General features: G+C 67.6%; 12 protein-coding genes. 6 read left to right on the plus strand and 6 right to left on the minus strand.

Annotation, left to right across the window (positions count from 1 at the left end; all coding sequences use genetic code 11):
- The first annotated feature begins 38 nt into the window (after window positions 1–38).
- Window positions 39–1,193, plus strand: coding sequence for a thiolase family protein (locus K9U37_RS16925; protein WP_243073428.1), 1,155 nt, complete (start codon window positions 39–41; stop codon window positions 1,191–1,193).
- 52 nt (window positions 1,194–1,245) lie between these two features.
- Here the strand turns inward: K9U37_RS16925 and K9U37_RS16930 are convergent, their stop codons facing one another.
- From K9U37_RS16930 to K9U37_RS16950, 5 genes are read right to left on the minus strand one after another with little or no spacing between them, the layout of a single operon-like run.
- Window positions 1,246–2,985: an acyclic terpene utilization AtuA family protein gene (locus K9U37_RS16930; RefSeq protein ID WP_243072676.1), complete on the minus strand. Its 1,740-nt coding sequence runs from the start codon at window positions 2,983–2,985 to the stop codon at window positions 1,246–1,248.
- Window positions 2,982–3,776 (minus strand): TIGR03084 family metal-binding protein, encoded by a 795-nt coding sequence (locus K9U37_RS16935; protein ID WP_243072677.1) that lies wholly within the window; start codon window positions 3,774–3,776, stop codon window positions 2,982–2,984. The genes K9U37_RS16930 and K9U37_RS16935 overlap by 4 nt, the downstream gene beginning before the upstream one ends.
- A 2-nt stretch (window positions 3,777–3,778) precedes the next feature.
- Window positions 3,779–4,543 (minus strand): enoyl-CoA hydratase/isomerase family protein, encoded by a 765-nt coding sequence (locus K9U37_RS16940; protein ID WP_243072678.1) that lies wholly within the window; start codon window positions 4,541–4,543, stop codon window positions 3,779–3,781.
- Entirely contained in the window at window positions 4,540–6,531 is a 1,992-nt protein-coding gene (locus K9U37_RS16945; RefSeq protein ID WP_243072679.1) for an ATP-binding protein, read from the minus strand. The genes K9U37_RS16940 and K9U37_RS16945 overlap by 4 nt, the downstream gene beginning before the upstream one ends.
- Before the next feature lie 4 nt (window positions 6,532–6,535).
- Window positions 6,536–8,122: an acyl-CoA carboxylase subunit beta gene (locus K9U37_RS16950; protein WP_243072680.1), complete on the minus strand. Its 1,587-nt coding sequence runs from the start codon at window positions 8,120–8,122 to the stop codon at window positions 6,536–6,538.
- Window positions 8,123–8,213: 91 nt separating this feature from the next.
- On the opposite strand from K9U37_RS16950, the gene K9U37_RS16955 reads away from it, so the two are divergent.
- The 4 genes from K9U37_RS16955 to K9U37_RS16970 all read left to right on the plus strand — a co-directional run bounded on the left by K9U37_RS16955 (window position 8,214) and on the right by K9U37_RS16970 (window position 13,149).
- On the plus strand, window positions 8,214–8,840 hold the full coding sequence (locus tag K9U37_RS16955) for a TetR/AcrR family transcriptional regulator (RefSeq protein WP_243072681.1): 627 nt from the start codon (window positions 8,214–8,216) through the stop codon (window positions 8,838–8,840).
- A 53-nt stretch (window positions 8,841–8,893) separates the two neighbouring features.
- Window positions 8,894–10,057, plus strand: coding sequence for an AMP-binding protein (locus tag K9U37_RS16960; RefSeq protein WP_243072682.1), 1,164 nt, complete (start codon window positions 8,894–8,896; stop codon window positions 10,055–10,057).
- 107 nt (window positions 10,058–10,164) lie between these two features.
- Window positions 10,165–12,573: a putative transposase gene (locus K9U37_RS16965; RefSeq protein ID WP_243072683.1), complete on the plus strand. Its 2,409-nt coding sequence runs from the start codon at window positions 10,165–10,167 to the stop codon at window positions 12,571–12,573.
- Between the two features lie 63 nt (window positions 12,574–12,636).
- Complete coding sequence (locus K9U37_RS16970) at window positions 12,637–13,149, plus strand: AMP-binding enzyme (RefSeq protein ID WP_243072684.1); 513 nt, start codon at window positions 12,637–12,639, stop codon at window positions 13,147–13,149.
- Window positions 13,150–13,310: 161 nt separating this feature from the next.
- Here K9U37_RS16970 and K9U37_RS16975 read toward each other — a convergent pair whose 3' ends face one another.
- The gene (locus K9U37_RS16975; protein ID WP_243072685.1) at window positions 13,311–13,907 is read right to left on the minus strand and encodes a TetR/AcrR family transcriptional regulator; all 597 of its coding nucleotides are present in this window, start codon (window positions 13,905–13,907) and stop codon (window positions 13,311–13,313) included.
- 158 nt (window positions 13,908–14,065) lie between these two features.
- Here K9U37_RS16975 and K9U37_RS16980 point away from each other — a divergent pair, with 158 nt between their 5' ends.
- Window positions 14,066–15,205 (plus strand): acyl-CoA dehydrogenase family protein, encoded by a 1,140-nt coding sequence (locus K9U37_RS16980; RefSeq protein WP_243072686.1) that lies wholly within the window; start codon window positions 14,066–14,068, stop codon window positions 15,203–15,205.
- Window positions 15,206–15,245 lie beyond the last annotated feature (40 nt).

Genomic DNA, 15,245 nt, shown 5'->3' on the forward strand with positions numbered 1-15,245 from the left:
ATCATAATAATTATTATGAGGTAATAGGGAGGGTTGGTATGCCTGAGGCGGTGATCGTCGAAGCGGTACGGACGCCGATCGGCAAGCGGGGCGGTGCGCTGGCCGATGTGCACCCAGTGGACCTGTCCGCACGGGTGCTGGAGGCGCTGGTCGAGCGCACCGGTGTGGACCCTGCCCTGATCGACGACGTCATCTGGGGTTGCGTGAACCAGGTCGGTGACCAGTCGGCGAACGTGGGCCGTTCGGCGGCGCTGGCCTCCGGTTGGCCCGACAGCGTACCCGGCACCACGGTGAACCGGGCCTGCGGCTCCAGCCAGCAGGCGCTGGATTTCGCGGCCGCCATGGTGATGTCGGGCCAGTACGATCTCGTCGTCGCCGGCGGCGTGGAGTGCATGAGCAGGGTTCCGTTAGGCGCCGGTCGCGACGTCGGGCTGCCCTACGGGCCACGGCTGCTGCGCCGCTACGAGATGGCCCTCGAGGGAGGGACCTTCCATCAGGGCCGTGGAGCCGAGATGATCGCGGCGAAATGGGGCTTTTCTCGAAGCGCGCTCGACGAGTTTGCCTGCGCGAGCCATGCCAAGACGGCGACGGCTATCGATTCCGGCGCCTTCGACCGCCAGCTCGTCGCGGTCCCGGAAGCCCCCGGTCTGGCCGCCGACGAAGGGTTGCGCCGCGGCAGCACCGTCGAGAAGCTGGCGAAACTGACGCCGTCTTTCCTTGAAAACGGGGTCATCCATGCCGGTAATGCCTCACAGATCGCGGACGGGGCCGCCGCCGTCCTGGTCAGCTCGCCCGAGCGGGCCAAAGAACTCGGCCTGGCCCCCGTCGTCCGCTACCATGCTGGCGCGGTGGCGGGAAATGATCCGGTCGTGATGCTGACGGGACCGATCCCGGCGACGGCGAAGGTGCTTCGCCGTGGCGGGTTGTCGATAGGCGATATCGGGGCGTTTGAGGTGAATGAGGCGTTCGCGTCGGTGCCACTGGCCTGGCTGGCGGAGACTGGTGCCGATCCGGCGCGGCTGAATCCGCTGGGCGGCGCGATCGCGGTCGGACATCCTCTGGGCGCGTCGGGGGCGATCCTGATGACCAGGCTCGTGCATCACATGCGTGATCAGGGCATTCGGTTTGGGCTGCAAACCATGTGCGAGGGCGGCGGCATGGCCAACGCGACCATCGTCGAACTCGTCGACTGATCAACCGCGCGGATGGGCACCCGTCCCGGCCGTCGGGCGGTCTGTGGTCGGCCTATGCGTCGAGCAGCGCCTCGGGGATGTCGACGACGCGGCTGCGCAGGTACTCCCCCAGCCCCTTGGCCTGCGGGTCGGGTCGGGTGCAGGAGGCCACCCCGTCGCCGAGCAGGCCGTGCACGACGACGTTGATCGCGCGCAGGTTGGGCAGGTCGAATCGGTCGATCTTCAGGTTGGTGACCTCGGGGCCGAGCAGTTCGCGCAGCCGCTGCACGGTGAGGTACTCGCGCAGCCACGCGTACCCGTTGTCGTCGCGTGCCCATAGCCCGATGTTCGCGTCGCCGCCCTTGTCGCCGGAGCGGGCCCCGCAGACCCGGCCGAGCGGGGCGGGGCGGGCCGGCCCGGCCGGCGGGCGCGCACACGCTGCGGAAACCCGGTCGCCCACCCGCGCCGCCGCCACGGTGGGGGGATCGGGCACCACACGGCGCACGCCGTCGGGCAGCACCGCGACGTGCTCGACCATCGCGCGGGGCACGGCCGCGGGCCGGTAGATCCCGTAGGCCGACTCCGAGGTGGGCGGGGTGGTGGTGTGGAATCCCGCATAGCCGGCCAACGCCAGTTCCATGACCGCATTGGAGAATCGCCGGCCCACCTTCGCGGGGTCGGGGTCCTTGACGGTGACCCGCAGGTGCGCGCTGGCCTGCTCGTTGGTGGGCGCGTCGGCGGTGTCGAAGCGCAGCAGCCGCACGTCGACTTCGGCGAAGCGGTCGCGTCCGCCCAGCACGTCGAACAGCATCGCCTCCGCGCGGGCGGCCTTGGCCTCGATGTCAAGGCCGGTGATCACCATCGTCATGGTGTTGCGGAAACCACCGGCGTCATTCAGCGCCACCTTCAGCGTCGGCGGCGGCGGACTGCCCCGCACCCGGGAGATCGCGACCCGGTCCCGGTCGGCCTGGGTGAGTGTGATGGTGTCGAAGTGTGTGGTGACATCGGGGCCGAGGTAGGCCGGTGGGCCGATCTCGTAAAGCAGCTGCGCGGTGACCGTGCCGACCGACACCAACCCGCCGGTGCCCGGGTGCTTGGTGATCACCGACGACCCATCCGGGCCGACCTCGGCGATCGGAAACCCCGGATAGCGCAGGTCGGGCAGTTCCTCGCCGAACGCGTAGTTGCCGCCGGTCGCCTGCGGCCCGCACTCGATGACATGCCCGGCGACGACCGCGCCGGCCAGCGCGTCCCAGTCGTCGCTGGCCCAGCCGTGCCACCACGCCGCCGGCCCGAGAACCAGCGACGCGTCGGTGACCCGACCGGTCACCACCACGTCAGCTCCCGCGTCGAGGGCGGCAGCGATCCCCCACCCGCCGAGGTAGGCGTTGGCCGACACCGGGTCGCCGCGCACCGCCGGGGTGACGGCCGACAACTTTGCGCGCAGGTCATCGCCCTGCACGTGGGCCACCCGCGCGTCAAGCCCAAGCCTGGCCGCCACGTCGCGCACCGCATCGGCCAGGCCCGCCGGGTTCAGCCCGCCGGCGTTGGCCACGACGCGGATACCGCGATCCAAACAAGTGCCAAGCACCTGCTCGATCTGGGTCAGGAATGTCTTGGCGTATCCGGCGGCGGGGTCCTTCTGTTGGGCCTTGGCGAGGATGAGCATGGTCAGCTCGGCCAGATAATCCCCGGTGAGCACATCGATAGGTCCGCCCTCGACCATGTCGCGCGCGGCAGCGATGCGGTCACCGTAGAAGCCAGAGCAGTTGGCGATCCGCACCACCGAGGCACGATCGGCTGTCGCCGTCATCGGAACTGTCCCCGCTGCCGTCCCGCTCCCGGGGGTCCGGCGAAAGCCTGGGCGATGGCCATCCACTCCCCTGCCGCGCGCCCCGTGATCGCCAACGCGGCGTCCTCGGGGTGGCGGCGTTGGGTCACCACCAGGCAAAAGTCCAGCGCGGGCCCGCTTACCCGATCTGCGGCGTCGTGCGGGCCCCAACTCCACGTCGCGCCGCTTGGTGCGGTGAGCTCGACGCGCACCGGCAGGTCGAGTGCCTGCCGGCCGTTGGCCGTGTAGCTGAACGCTCGAGCCCGCACCCCCAGGTGTGCGACGTGCCGCAACCGGTCGGTGGGTTTGCGATCAAGGCCGAGCGTGTCGACGATGTCTTGGCCGTGCGCCCAGGTCTCCATGAGCCGTGCGGTCAGCGACGACGCGGCGCTCATCGACGGGCCGAACCACGGCACCCGCGCGGCGGGGTCGATCCGGCGGAAGCTCGTCAGCAACCGGGTGCGGGCCTCGTCGAACCACGCCAGCAGGGCTTCGCCGGGCAGGTCTCGGAATCGCGCGCAGATGGTGTCCGGGTTCACCCCACCCTCGGCGTTCCACCGCGCCAACTCAGCCAGAAAGCCGTCCGGGTCGGTCGTCGCCTGCACCGCGGCGTCGTCGAAATACGCCAGATGCGACACCTGGTCGCCGATACACCAGCCCCGCGCCGGTGTGGGGCGCCGCCAATCGGCGGGAGTCATCGCCCCCAGTGTGGCGCGAAGTTCGGCGGTCTCGGCCGCCAGATCGTCGGCCAGCGCGTCCATCGATAGCGGCATGCTCAGCGTCCCTTCCACACCGGCGCGCGCTTCTCCTGGAACGCGCGCGGCCCCTCCTGGGCGTCTTCGGACAGATACACCGGCTCCCAGATCCGCTCGGCCAGCGCGTACGCCTCATCGAGCCGGTGCTGCGCCGACAGATAGGCCGTGCGCTTTGCGGCCAGCACCGACAGCGGCGCGTTGGCGGCGATCCGCCCCGCCAACTCCTGGGTCCGCTCGTGCAGCTGGGCGGCCGGCACTACCTCGTTGACCAGCCCTACCTCTTGTGCCCGGTGCGCGCTGATCGCATCGCCGGTGAGCAGGATCTGCAGCGCGATCCTCGCCGGCACCAGCCACGACAGCGGCGCCGCCCACGGGGCGCCGCGGCCGACCTTGACTTCGGTGATCGCAAACGTCGCGTGCTCGGCGGCCACCACCAGGTCACACTGCTGGGCCAGCAGAAACCCGCCGGCGAACGCGACCCCGTTCACCGCGGCGATGGTCGGCTTGGCAACCTCGATGTTGCGGCCGAACTGGGGAGCGAAATCCGGCGGCGGCACCGTGAGCGCGTTTTGTGCCATCTCCTTGAGGTCCCCGCCTGCGCAGAACGCCTTGTCCCCGGCCCCGGTGAGCACCAGAACCCGGGCGTCTGCGTCATCGTTGAACCGACGGGTTCCTTCCCAGAGGCCCTCACGCACGACGGCGCTGAGCGCGTTGCGCGCCGCCGGCCGATTGATGGTCAACCAGGCCACGCCGTCAATGACCTCGTAGGTCACCGGTTCGCTCACTTCAGCCCTTCCCCGCAGTCCTCGGTCTCGGCCGTGTCGGCCACAACGGCAAGCGTCTGGCCGGCGTCGATTTGATCGCCCGGCGCCACACACACGTCGATGACGGTCCCGTCGGCCGGTGCGGTGACGGTGTGCTCCATCTTCATCGCCTCCAACACGATCAGCGCCTGCCCAGCGCTGACCCGGGCGCCGGGCGCGGCCAGCACCCGAACCACCGCGCCGGGCATCGGGGCCAGCAGCGAGCCGGCGTGCCGCGCCGAGGAGGGGTCGGGGAAGCGCGGCACCTCGACCAACACCGTCGAACCAAGAGCGCTGTCCACGTACGCCACTGCACCCACGCGGTGCACGCTGATCGACCGACGCACCCCGCCGACCTCCAGGTCGACCCGCTCCGGCGTGGCCTCCAGTACCCGCACCGCCGACAGCGGCTCACCGTCCACCTCGATCACCACCCGGTCACGAAGGATGCGGTGGGCGATCTCGATCACGCGCTGCCCGCAGCGGTAGCCGACCCGCTGGGATGCACCCGCGATGTTGCGCCACCCGGCGGGAAGAGTCCGCAGCACCGGCGCCGTCAGCCTGGCCTGCGCCTGCGCGGCCAGCGCCGCGGCCGCCGCGTGCACCGCCAGCGCCCGCTGCGCGGGTGCAGCCAGCACCGACGCGTCGTGTCGGATGAGGTATCCGGTGTCGGTGCCGCCGGCCAGGAACTGCTCCTCGCGCAGGATGCCGACCAGCAGATCGCGGTTGGTCGTCACGCCATGCAGCTGAGCGCGCGCCAACGCCCGCGCCAGCCGCCGCGCCGCCTCGGCTCGGGTGGGCCCGTGCGCGATCACCTTCGCCAACATCGGGTCGTAATGGGGACTGACCACCGAGCCGTCGGCCACGCCCGTGTCCACCCGCACGCCCGGCTCATCCGGTACGGCGAAACGGTGCAGCACGCCGGTGGCGGGCAGGAAACCGGCGCCGACGTCCTCGGCATACAGCCGCGCCTCGATCGCATGTCCGTGGATGCGCGCGTCGACCACCTCGGCAGGCAGCGGCTCGCCATCGGCGATCCGCAGTTGCAATTGCACCAGGTCCAGACCGGTGACCAGCTCAGTCACCGGATGCTCCACCTGCAGCCGGGTGTTGACCTCCAAGAACGCGAACCCGTCGGGCCACAACACGAACTCCACGGTGCCCGCACCGACATAGCCGATCGCCTTGGCGGCGGCCACGGCGGCAGCGCCCAGTTCGGCGCGCAGCGTTGCGTCGACCGCAGGAGAAGGGCATTCCTCCACGATCTTCTGGTGCCGGCGCTGAATCGAGCAGTCACGCTCGAACAGATGCACCACCGCCCCGTGCATGTCGGCAAGGATCTGCACTTCCACGTGCCGCGGATCCACCACGTAGCGCTCCAGGAACACCGTCGCATCGCCGAACGCCGAGGCCGCTTCCCGGCGCGCACCCGCCACGGCGTCGGCCAACTCGTCGGCGGAGTCCACCACCCGCATGCCGCGCCCGCCACCGCCGAACGCCGCCTTCACCAGCAGCGGGTAGCCCACCCGCTGCCCCGCGGCGGCCAGATCGGCGTCCTCGTCCAGGGTTGCGCCCGGCAGCACCGGCACGCCCGCCTTCTCCATGATCGTCTTCGCCTCGACCTTCGAGCCCATCGCGGCGATGACCGCCGGTGGCGGCCCCACAAAAACCAGCCCGGCCTCGGCGCAGGCCGCCGCGAACCCGGCGTTCTCTGACAAAAACCCGTAGCCCGGGTGCACCGCGTCGGCCCCGGTCGACCGGGCCGCATCAATGATTCTCGGGACGCTCAGATAGGTATCCGACGGCGCGGTGCCCGGCAGATGGACAGCCTCATCGGCCAGGCCAACAAATGGCGCGTCGGCGTCGGGATCGGAGTACACCGCGACAGTCCCGACACCCATCGCGTGCGCGGTGCGCATCACCCGGGCCGCGATCTCGCCGCGATTGGCCACCAACAGTTTCTGGATCATCTGCTCACATCCGAAAGACGCCGAAGCCGCGGCGCCCGGCCACGGTGTTGGAATGCACCGCCGACAGCGACATGCCCAACACAGTGCGGGTGTCCCGCGGGTCGATGATCCCGTCGTCATACAGCCGGGCAGTGACAAAGAAACTGTGCGACTCGGTGTCAATCTGAGCCTCGATCGCCGCCGTCCGCTCGTGATCGGCCTCCTCGTCGAACGGCCGCCCCATCGACGCCGCCGACTCCCGAGCGACGATCGACATCACCCCGGCCAACTGCGCCGCGCCCATCACCGCCAACTTCGCACCCGGCCACGCAAACAGCAGCCGCGGATCGTATGCCCGCCCCGACATGCCGTAGTTGCCGGCGCCGAACGAACTGGCCATCGTGATCGTCAAATGCGGCACCGTGCTGTTGGTCACCGCGTTGATCATCTTGGCGCCGTCCTTGATGATGCCGCCCTGCTCGTAGCTTGCACCGACCATGTAGCCAGTGGTGTTCTGCAGAAACACCAGCGGAGTATCGGTCTGGTTGGCCAGCAGAATGAACTCGCTGGCCTTCTTGGCCTCCTCAGAGAACAACACGCCTCGATGGTTGGCCAGGACTCCCACCGGATAGCCGTGCACCTGCGCCCACCCGGTGACCAGCGAAGTGCCGTATAACGGCTTGTACTCGTCGAACTCCGAGCCGTCCACCACTCGCGCCAGCACCTCACGAGGGTCGAACGGCACTTTCACATCGGCAGAGACGATCCCGAGAATCTCCTCCGGGTCATACAGGGGCGGCTCCGCGCACCCGACAGGAGCCGGGCCCAACTTGCGCCAGTTGATCCTTGACATGATCTGGCGGCCAATCCGGATCGCGTCGTGCTCGTCGGCGGCGAAATAGTCCGACAACCCCGACACCCGGCTGTGCATCTCGGCACCGCCCAGCGCCTCGTCGTCGGCCACCTCACCGGTAGCCATTTTCACCAGCGGCGGACCACCCAGAAAAACCTTGGCCTGCCGATCCACCAGCACCGCATAGTCACACATCCCCGGCACATACGCGCCACCGGCAGTCGAATTCCCGAACACCAGGGCCACCGTCGGGATCGCCAGCGCCGACAACTCCGTCAGCTCGTGAAAGATCCTGCCCGCCGGCACGAACAGGTCGGCCTGCTGGGGCAGGTCCGCCCCGCCGGACTCCACCAGGTTGATCACCGGTAGCCGGTTCACCCGCGCAATCTCCAGCGCGCGCAACGTCTTTCGCAGCGAGTAGGGGTTCATCGCTCCACCGCGCACCGTCGCGTCGTGCGCGATCAACACGCACTCCACCCCCGACACCACCCCGATGCCCGTCACCACGCTGGCCCCGACGGTGAACTCCGTCCCCCACGCGGCCAGTGTCGACAGCTCCAAGAACGGGCTCGCCGGGTCCAGCAGCAACTCGATACGCTCCCGGACCAGAAGCCGCCCGCGCTCGCGATGCCGCCGCCGATACCGCTCACCGCCACCGGCGACCGCAACCGCGACCTGCTCATCCAGTTGCGCAAGCAGCGCCAGGTGCGCATCCCGGTTGGCACGGTAAACCTCGCTCGACGTTTCCAACTTGGGCATCAGCACCGGCACAGCGATCCCCCACGAGACACGAGATGTGATTCACTGTTCACACTGCAGACTGTACGACACGCACGCCGAGGAAGGCCAGATGGAGGACGGTGCGACGCATGCGCGACAGCGTGACCCGGAACGAAAGGAGAGGATTCTGGCCGCTTCCGCCGAACTGGTCGCCGAGCGCGGATACCACGGCGTGGCCCTCGTCGACATTGGAGCCCGGGCGGGCATTGTTGGCTCGGGGATCTATCGCCACTTCCCCAGCAAGGACGCGATCCTGGTGGCACTTCTCGACAGGGTGATGCGGCGACTCAGTGACGGTGCCACGGCGATCATTTCGACAGCGTGCAGCGATAACGAAGCCCTGTCAGCGCTGGTCGACGACCATATCCGGATAGCCATCGAGGACCGCGCGGTGCTCGCCGTCTATCACCGCGAGGGGCACAACGTTCCGCCGGAACAGCAGCGAAAGCTGCGCCGGGCCCAACGACACTACGTGGAGGAGTGGGTACACGTGCTCGGCCACCTGCGTCCTGACCTCGCCGACGCCGAGTTGCGGGTCGCGGTGCACGCTGCCATCGGTGCCATCCAATCGACCCTGTTCTTCCGCAGCGGACTACCGCCCCTTCGGCTCGCAGAGCTGCTCAGGACTGCCGCGCACGGCTGTCTGGGCGTGGCGCCAGTGCAGAATGTAGTGAACAAGGAATCACTAGTGCATTGATCGGCTGGGATCGGCGTGACATTCTGAGCATGACTCGCGCACGAGGAGTTGCGATGGACCCGGATGTGACCACCCTGCGAGGCAGGCGAGCAACGCGGCGATGGGAGCGGACTTCGGTAGGTGACGTATTCGAGCGGCTCACGTGGAGCTATCCCGACCAGATCGCGGTAGCCGGGTGGCCCGGCGCTTACGGGGACCAGCGGTTTGCCCAGCTGACCTATCGTCAGGCAGACCAAACCGCAAACCGATTCGCGCACGCGCTCGCCTGCGCCGGACTCCAACCTGGCGCGCGTGTGCTGCTGTTCTGCGAGAACTCCGTCGAAGCCTGTCTCGCCAAGATCGGCATCGCGAAGGCGGGAATGGTGGCGGTCCCACTCAACCCCAACCTGGCTCCCGATGTGGTTAAACATCTCATCGAACTTACCGAACCAGCCTTCGCGGTGGTGGACGCCGAGCTGTGGCCACGCGCCGAACCCGCATTCAGCGCGGCCGGCCTGTGCCCTGGTGTCGCAATCACCATCGGCAACACTCCTGTGGTTGGCACGCCAAGTTTCACCGAGCTGATCGACGGCAAACCTGACACCGAGCCCGACACGGAGATCCACGGCGACGACATCTGGGAGCTGCTGTTCACGTCGGGCACCACATCGATGCCCAAAGCCGCAATGGTGTCCCACCACTCCACCTACCTGGCGGCGATGAATTTCGCACTTTCGCTGACTCGCGGTCTCACCGTGGAATCCGACCTGCGCCTGGCCACGTTCCTGCCGGTCACCTATCACGTCGGCGACCAGATCTTCATGTTCTCGGCGTTTTTCAGCGGAGGCAGCCTGCTCATCGGCCGAAAGCCTGTACCCGACGTGGTAGCCAGGGCTGTCGACGCCCGGCGGATCACGGCGCTGTGGGCCGGCTCGCCGCAGTTCGTTGCGGCCCTGGCCGACGAGTTCGAGGCCCACCTGGAGTTCGACCCAACCAGCCTGCGCGTGCTGGTGTACGGGTGGGGGGCACTTGCCCCGGAGCTGCTCGACCGGTTGGTGCAGCGCTGCGGCCCAGAACTGGTGGCGATGGGTATCTTCGGTCAGACCGAGGCGATCGCATGTCATCGGTTCTGGCCGGCGAAGTGGCCCGAGGTGCACGGCGCAACCGCACCGCAAACCAACTACGTCGGTGTGCCCAGCCCCAGGACTCCTGACATAGGGCCTGTGTCCGGTCGGTAATTTAGTGCTCTGATCTGCGGATTTCTCGGTGTGTCGGCGCACGACTTTGGCTTCTATGATTAATAATAGAAATAGCTATTTCGCACGATTACGGGGGGTGGTGGACGATGACCGTGATGACCGTGCAGCCGCCCCTGCCGCTGGTGCCCGAGGATGCGCGCCCGGTCGGCACGGCCGCAGCGATCGTCGAGGACGACGACGGTGGCCGGGTGTTCGTGCACGGCAATCTGGCCTACGCGTGGGACGCCGGTGACACCGCGGGGCGCCGGTTCGCGGCGGTGTCGCTGATACGGATCAAGGCGGCCACCCAGCTGCAGGTCGCCGAGGCGTTCGCGGTGACACCGGCCACGGTGCGGCGCTGGGAGGCCCGGCTCACCGACGGCGGTATGGCCGGGCTGCTCGGCGAACGCAAGGGCCCCAAACGCAAGTCGAAACTGACCGCCGACACCGTCGCCGCGATCCGCCGGTTACGCGACGGTGGGGCGTCCTACCGCGCCATCGCCGCGGCGACCGGGGTGTCGGCGGGTAGCGTCCGCAACGCGCTCACCGACACCGACACCGACACCGACACCGACACCGACACCGACACCGACACCGACACCGACACCGAAGAGCCTGGCGCCTCAACGGGTTCGGATGCTCACCTGCTGTCGGAACCGCAGATCGCGGTCGAACCCGAGGTCGAGATCGAGGTGGAAGCCGAGGTCGAGATCGAGGTGGAAGCCGAGCAGGATTGCCCGGCAATGATGTCCGATGTGCCGGTCACCGACACTGGCGCTGCTGCTGCCAACACCGAGGTGCCGGTGTTGGCTGATCCGGTCGACCGCTGCGGGGAGCGCGCGTTGGCGCGGTTCGGGTTGATCCCGTACGCGCCACCGGTGTTCACGCCGTGCGGGCGGGCCCCGCTGGCCGGGGTGTTACTCGCGCTGCCCGCGCTGGCCGCGACGGGGCTGCTCGAGTGCGCGCACACCGTCTACGGCGGGTTGCCCAACGGGTTCTATTCGCTGGATGCGATGTTGTGCGAGGGGGTGTTCCGCGCCCTGTTGGGCGAGGCTCGCGCCGAGGGCGCCGCCCGGATCGACCCGCCCGCGTTGGGGCGGGTGTTGGGTTTGGACCGGGCCCCGGAGGTCAAGACGATCCGCCGCAAGATCGGGCTGCTCGCCGAAGCGGGTCGGGCCGGCGACTGGATCGCCGCGATGGCCGCCCGTCATGTCGAGGACCGGCCCGAGCAGGCGGCGGTGCTGTATGTCGACGGGCATGTCCGCGCCTATCAGGGCACCCGCAAGATCGCCAAAACCCATGTGCCGCGGTTGAAGTTCCCCGCCCCGGCGACGGTGGAAACCTGGGTGGCCGACGCCGCGGGGGATCCGCTGCTGGTGGTGATGGCCGAACCGGGCGCCTCGCTGGCCGCCGAGCTGCGCCGGTTGATCCCCGAGTTGCGCGCCATGGTCGGCGATGAGCGCCGGGTGCTGGTCGGGTTCGACCGCGGCGGCTGGTCACCGGCGTTGTTCGCCGACCTGCACGCGGCCGGGTTCGACACCTTGACCTGGCGCAAAGGCCCGATCGCCGACCTCGACGAGCACCAGTTCGCCGAGCACTCCCATATCGACGAACTCGGCCGCACCCACACCTGGGCGCTGGCCGACACCCCCGTCGAGTTGCCCATCACCGACGGGTCCCGCGCCGGTGAGGTGTTCGCGATGCGCCAGATCAGCCTGCACGATCGCGCCCGAACCCGCCAGATGCACATCCTGACCACCCGGCGCGACCTGCCGGCCGCGCAGATCCGCTACCGGATGGGATCGCGCTGGCGTCAGGAGAACCACTACCGCTACGCCCGCATGCATTTCGACCTCGACTCCCACGACAGCTACCGCGCCGGCCAGGACGACCCGGGCCGGATGGTGCCCAACCCGGCCAAGAAGCTCGCCTACCAGCAGGTCGAAAAGGCTAGGCGGGCATTGCATTTGGCCGAAACCACCCGGGATCGTGAACTGTTGACCGCGTCGACGCCGCCGCCGGGAACCACTACCGTGCTCACCAACGCGATGATCAACACCATCAACACCGACGCCCACACCGCCCACACCGCGCTCCAGGCGGCACAGGCCGCCCACCAGGCGATCCCCGCCCGGTTGCCGCTCGCCTACATCCACCCCGGCCAGCAGGTCCTCGACACCGAAACCAAGCTGATCCACCACGCCATCCGCATCGCCGCGTTCAACACCGCACAATCGCTGGCCCGGGCGATCCTCACCGACACCGGCTACACCCGCGGCGACGACGAAGCCCACACCCTGATCCGCACCGCACTGGCCGGCTCCGGCGACATCATCCCCGACCACGACACCAACACCCTGCACATCCGCCTCGACCCGCTACCCGCGCCCCGCCACACCGCCGCCATCGACGAACTCTGCCAAGCCCTCAACGACACCAACACCGTCTACCCCGGCACCGACCTGACCCTGCGCTACAGCATCAAATCCCACCGACGACCGCACACCAATTCTTGAGCTACGTCAGGAGTCCTGAGCCCGCTGCTGGCCTCCGACGTCGTCGACGAATCTGGGCGGCCCGTGCGCGGCCAGCCCGGCGAGGCGGTCTACCGATCGCCGATCATCACGGCAGGCTACTACCGCAACCGAGCCGCCACCCGTGAGGCATTCCGTGGCGGTTGGTTTCACTCCGGCGACAGCGTATCGACTGACCGCGACGGGCTGCGGATCATGGTCGATCGCTATAAGGACATCATCAAGTCCGGTGGAGAGAACGTCTCGAGCATGCGCGTAGAGGCTGTGCTGCACACCCACCCCGACGTAGCGCGTGCGGCGGTCATCGGACTGCCGCACCCATACTGGGGTGAAGCTGTCACAGCAATCGTCACGGCCCGAGCTGGGCGCGCGCCTATCGAGTCGGATATTGTCGCCTTCTGCCGTCGGCGGCTCGCCGGTTTCGAGACCCCTAAGCGCGTCGTGGTCGCCGACACGCTACCCGAGACCGTCGGAGGCAAGACACTCAAGTATCAGCTCCGCGAGCAGTTCGCTGCGCTTTATCAGGCCGGTGAGCGCCACCAACTCTCTGACGAATAATCGAGGCTGTCGCAGCTAGAACGGCTCGTCGTCCCCTACCAAAGTAGGGCGCTACAGCGCCTTGAGTTCTTCGGCGACACAGCGCCTTGAGTTCTTCGGCGACTTCGGTGGCTGATTTTCTTGTTGAATGGAGTGCGCCCGGATTTGTGCGCCCGGATTCGTCAGCCCGACAGAGGTAGGAGGAGAACACGGGCCACGTCTCGCCCCAGCTCCTCGGGCTTTAGCGGCCCTGCTGGGTCGTACCACTTGTAGACCCAGTTGGCGGCGCCGAGACACGTATTCACATAGACCGTCTTCGACACTATCAACGATCGACCCGTGCGTTCGAGGTGCCGACCAACCAGGCGCTTCATCACATCTTCGAATTGCTTACGCATCTCGAGAACGGAATCGATCAACCCGGGCGGCAATTCCTCCTCTTCCTCGAAGAAGACTTTATGGATGGCCTGGTTTTCGCAGGTATAACGGACGCGATAGACGATGAATTCACGAAGAGCGTCCAACGGGTCTGACACTGTATTCTCGATGCGGCGGACGTTCACCAGGGACTCGTTCATCACGTCCTCGTAGAGGCGAACGAGCAGTTCCTCTTTATTGCGGAAGTAGTGGTACAGCGTGGGTTTGGAGAGTCCCACCTCCGCAGCGATCTCGGCCATGCTGGTCGCGCGGTAGCCCTGTCGGCTGAAGATCTGCGCTGCCCCGGCCAGCACCCGCTCACGCTGCTCAGTGGCGTGACTGGGCCTGCCCAGGGTCGCCATCGGTCGCCTCTCTTCCACGCCTGCCGTCGTCCTTCTCATCGCTCAGCGTATCGATCGCGCGACCGCGTACTCGATGCCCGCCCCACCCTTGACTGGGAGAGGTGAGTAGCCTATCTTGAGTTTCCCGACCGGTCGGGAAACTAGGAGTGATCGAGTACATGTTGCAACCCGAGTACCGCGCTTTCAAAGAGTCGTGTGAAGGTTTCACCAGCAGGTACGTCCGACCGGCAGTCGTGGAAGCCGAGATCCAGGGGCATCCCCCAAAGGAGCTGTGGGCTGAGTTTGGCAAAGCCCGCCTCCTGGGTCTCATGACTCCCGAGGAATACGGCGGATGCGGCCGCGATGAACTCGCCGTCGCGCTTCTCGCCGAGGAACTCAGTCGCGCCAGCGGCGGGATTGCGGTGAGCGCGCTGGTGAGCGCTTATATGGCTGGAACGCACATCGTTCACCACGGCACGCCCGATCAGTGCGCCGAATACGCAGCGCCTGTCGCCGCAGGAGAGAAAATAGCCGCGATCGCAGTGACGGAGCCGGGCGCTGGTTCGGACGTCGCGGGTATTTCGACACGGGCGGTCCGCACCGCCTCGGGGTATCGCATCAACGGCCGGAAGATGTTTATCACCAACGCCGGTCTCGCCGACGTCTTGATTGTGGCGGCCAAAACAGATCCCGAAGCGGGGCATCGGGGCATCACGAATTTTCTGGTCGAGGCCGGAACCCGCGGCCTTTCGGTCGGGTCCGCATTGCCGAAGATGGGCTGGCATTCGTCGGATACCCGTGAGGTGATCCTCGACGATGTCGAGGTCCCGGATAGCGCCGTCCTGGGCCAAGAGGGGCGCGGCTTCTATCAGATCATGGGGGCGTTCCAGTTAGAGCGCATCGTTCTCGCCGCCATGGGCCTCGGGCATGCGACCGAGAGCATCCGCATCGCGACCGATTACGTAGCGAATCGGAGCGCCTTCGGTGAGCTTCTCATCAACCGTCAGACGGTTCGCCACCGGCTCGCGCTGATGCACACCGACCTCGAGACAGCCCGTCTTTTGACCTACCACGCCGCGGAGCAGTTGCGTGACCGTGACCCCGGCTCTGCACGCACAGTCGCCATGGCCAAGTACTACACCGCCAACACCGCGTCCCGGATCGTCGACCACGCGGTCCAACTCCTCGGAGGTTCCGGGTTCGTCGAGGAATCCGAGGTGGCCCGCCACTATCGCGACATGCGAATACTGCGCATCGGAGGCGGTGCTGACGAGATTCAGCTCGACATCATCGCCAAACAGACGCTGGCACGTACCTGATCCGAACCCCGCGCGTCGGGGATCCCGACGCTTCGATGTC

The organism is Candidatus Mycolicibacterium alkanivorans (genome assembly GCF_022760805.1).
GTDB classification, from domain to species: domain Bacteria; phylum Actinomycetota; class Actinomycetes; order Mycobacteriales; family Mycobacteriaceae; genus Mycobacterium; species Mycobacterium alkanivorans.

Excerpts from the sequence above, each read along its gene's own strand:
- K9U37_RS16925 (WP_243073428.1), top strand. The coding sequence starts at position 39 with ATGCCTGAGGCGGTGATCGTCGAAGCGGTACGGACGCCGATCGGCAAG.
- K9U37_RS16930 (WP_243072676.1), bottom strand. The coding sequence starts at position 2,985 with ATGACGGCGACAGCCGATCGTGCCTCGGTGGTGCGGATCGCCAACTGC.
- K9U37_RS16935 (WP_243072677.1), bottom strand. The coding sequence starts at position 3,776 with ATGCCGCTATCGATGGACGCGCTGGCCGACGATCTGGCGGCCGAGACC.
- K9U37_RS16945 (WP_243072679.1), bottom strand. The coding sequence starts at position 6,531 with ATGATCCAGAAACTGTTGGTGGCCAATCGCGGCGAGATCGCGGCCCGG.
- K9U37_RS16950 (WP_243072680.1), bottom strand. The coding sequence starts at position 8,122 with ATGCCCAAGTTGGAAACGTCGAGCGAGGTTTACCGTGCCAACCGGGAT.
- K9U37_RS16955 (WP_243072681.1), top strand. The coding sequence starts at position 8,214 with ATGGAGGACGGTGCGACGCATGCGCGACAGCGTGACCCGGAACGAAAG.
- K9U37_RS16960 (WP_243072682.1), top strand. The coding sequence starts at position 8,894 with ATGGACCCGGATGTGACCACCCTGCGAGGCAGGCGAGCAACGCGGCGA.
- K9U37_RS16965 (WP_243072683.1), top strand. The coding sequence starts at position 10,165 with ATGACCGTGATGACCGTGCAGCCGCCCCTGCCGCTGGTGCCCGAGGAT.
- K9U37_RS16975 (WP_243072685.1), bottom strand. The coding sequence starts at position 13,907 with ATGGCGACCCTGGGCAGGCCCAGTCACGCCACTGAGCAGCGTGAGCGG.
- K9U37_RS16980 (WP_243072686.1), top strand. The coding sequence starts at position 14,066 with ATGTTGCAACCCGAGTACCGCGCTTTCAAAGAGTCGTGTGAAGGTTTC.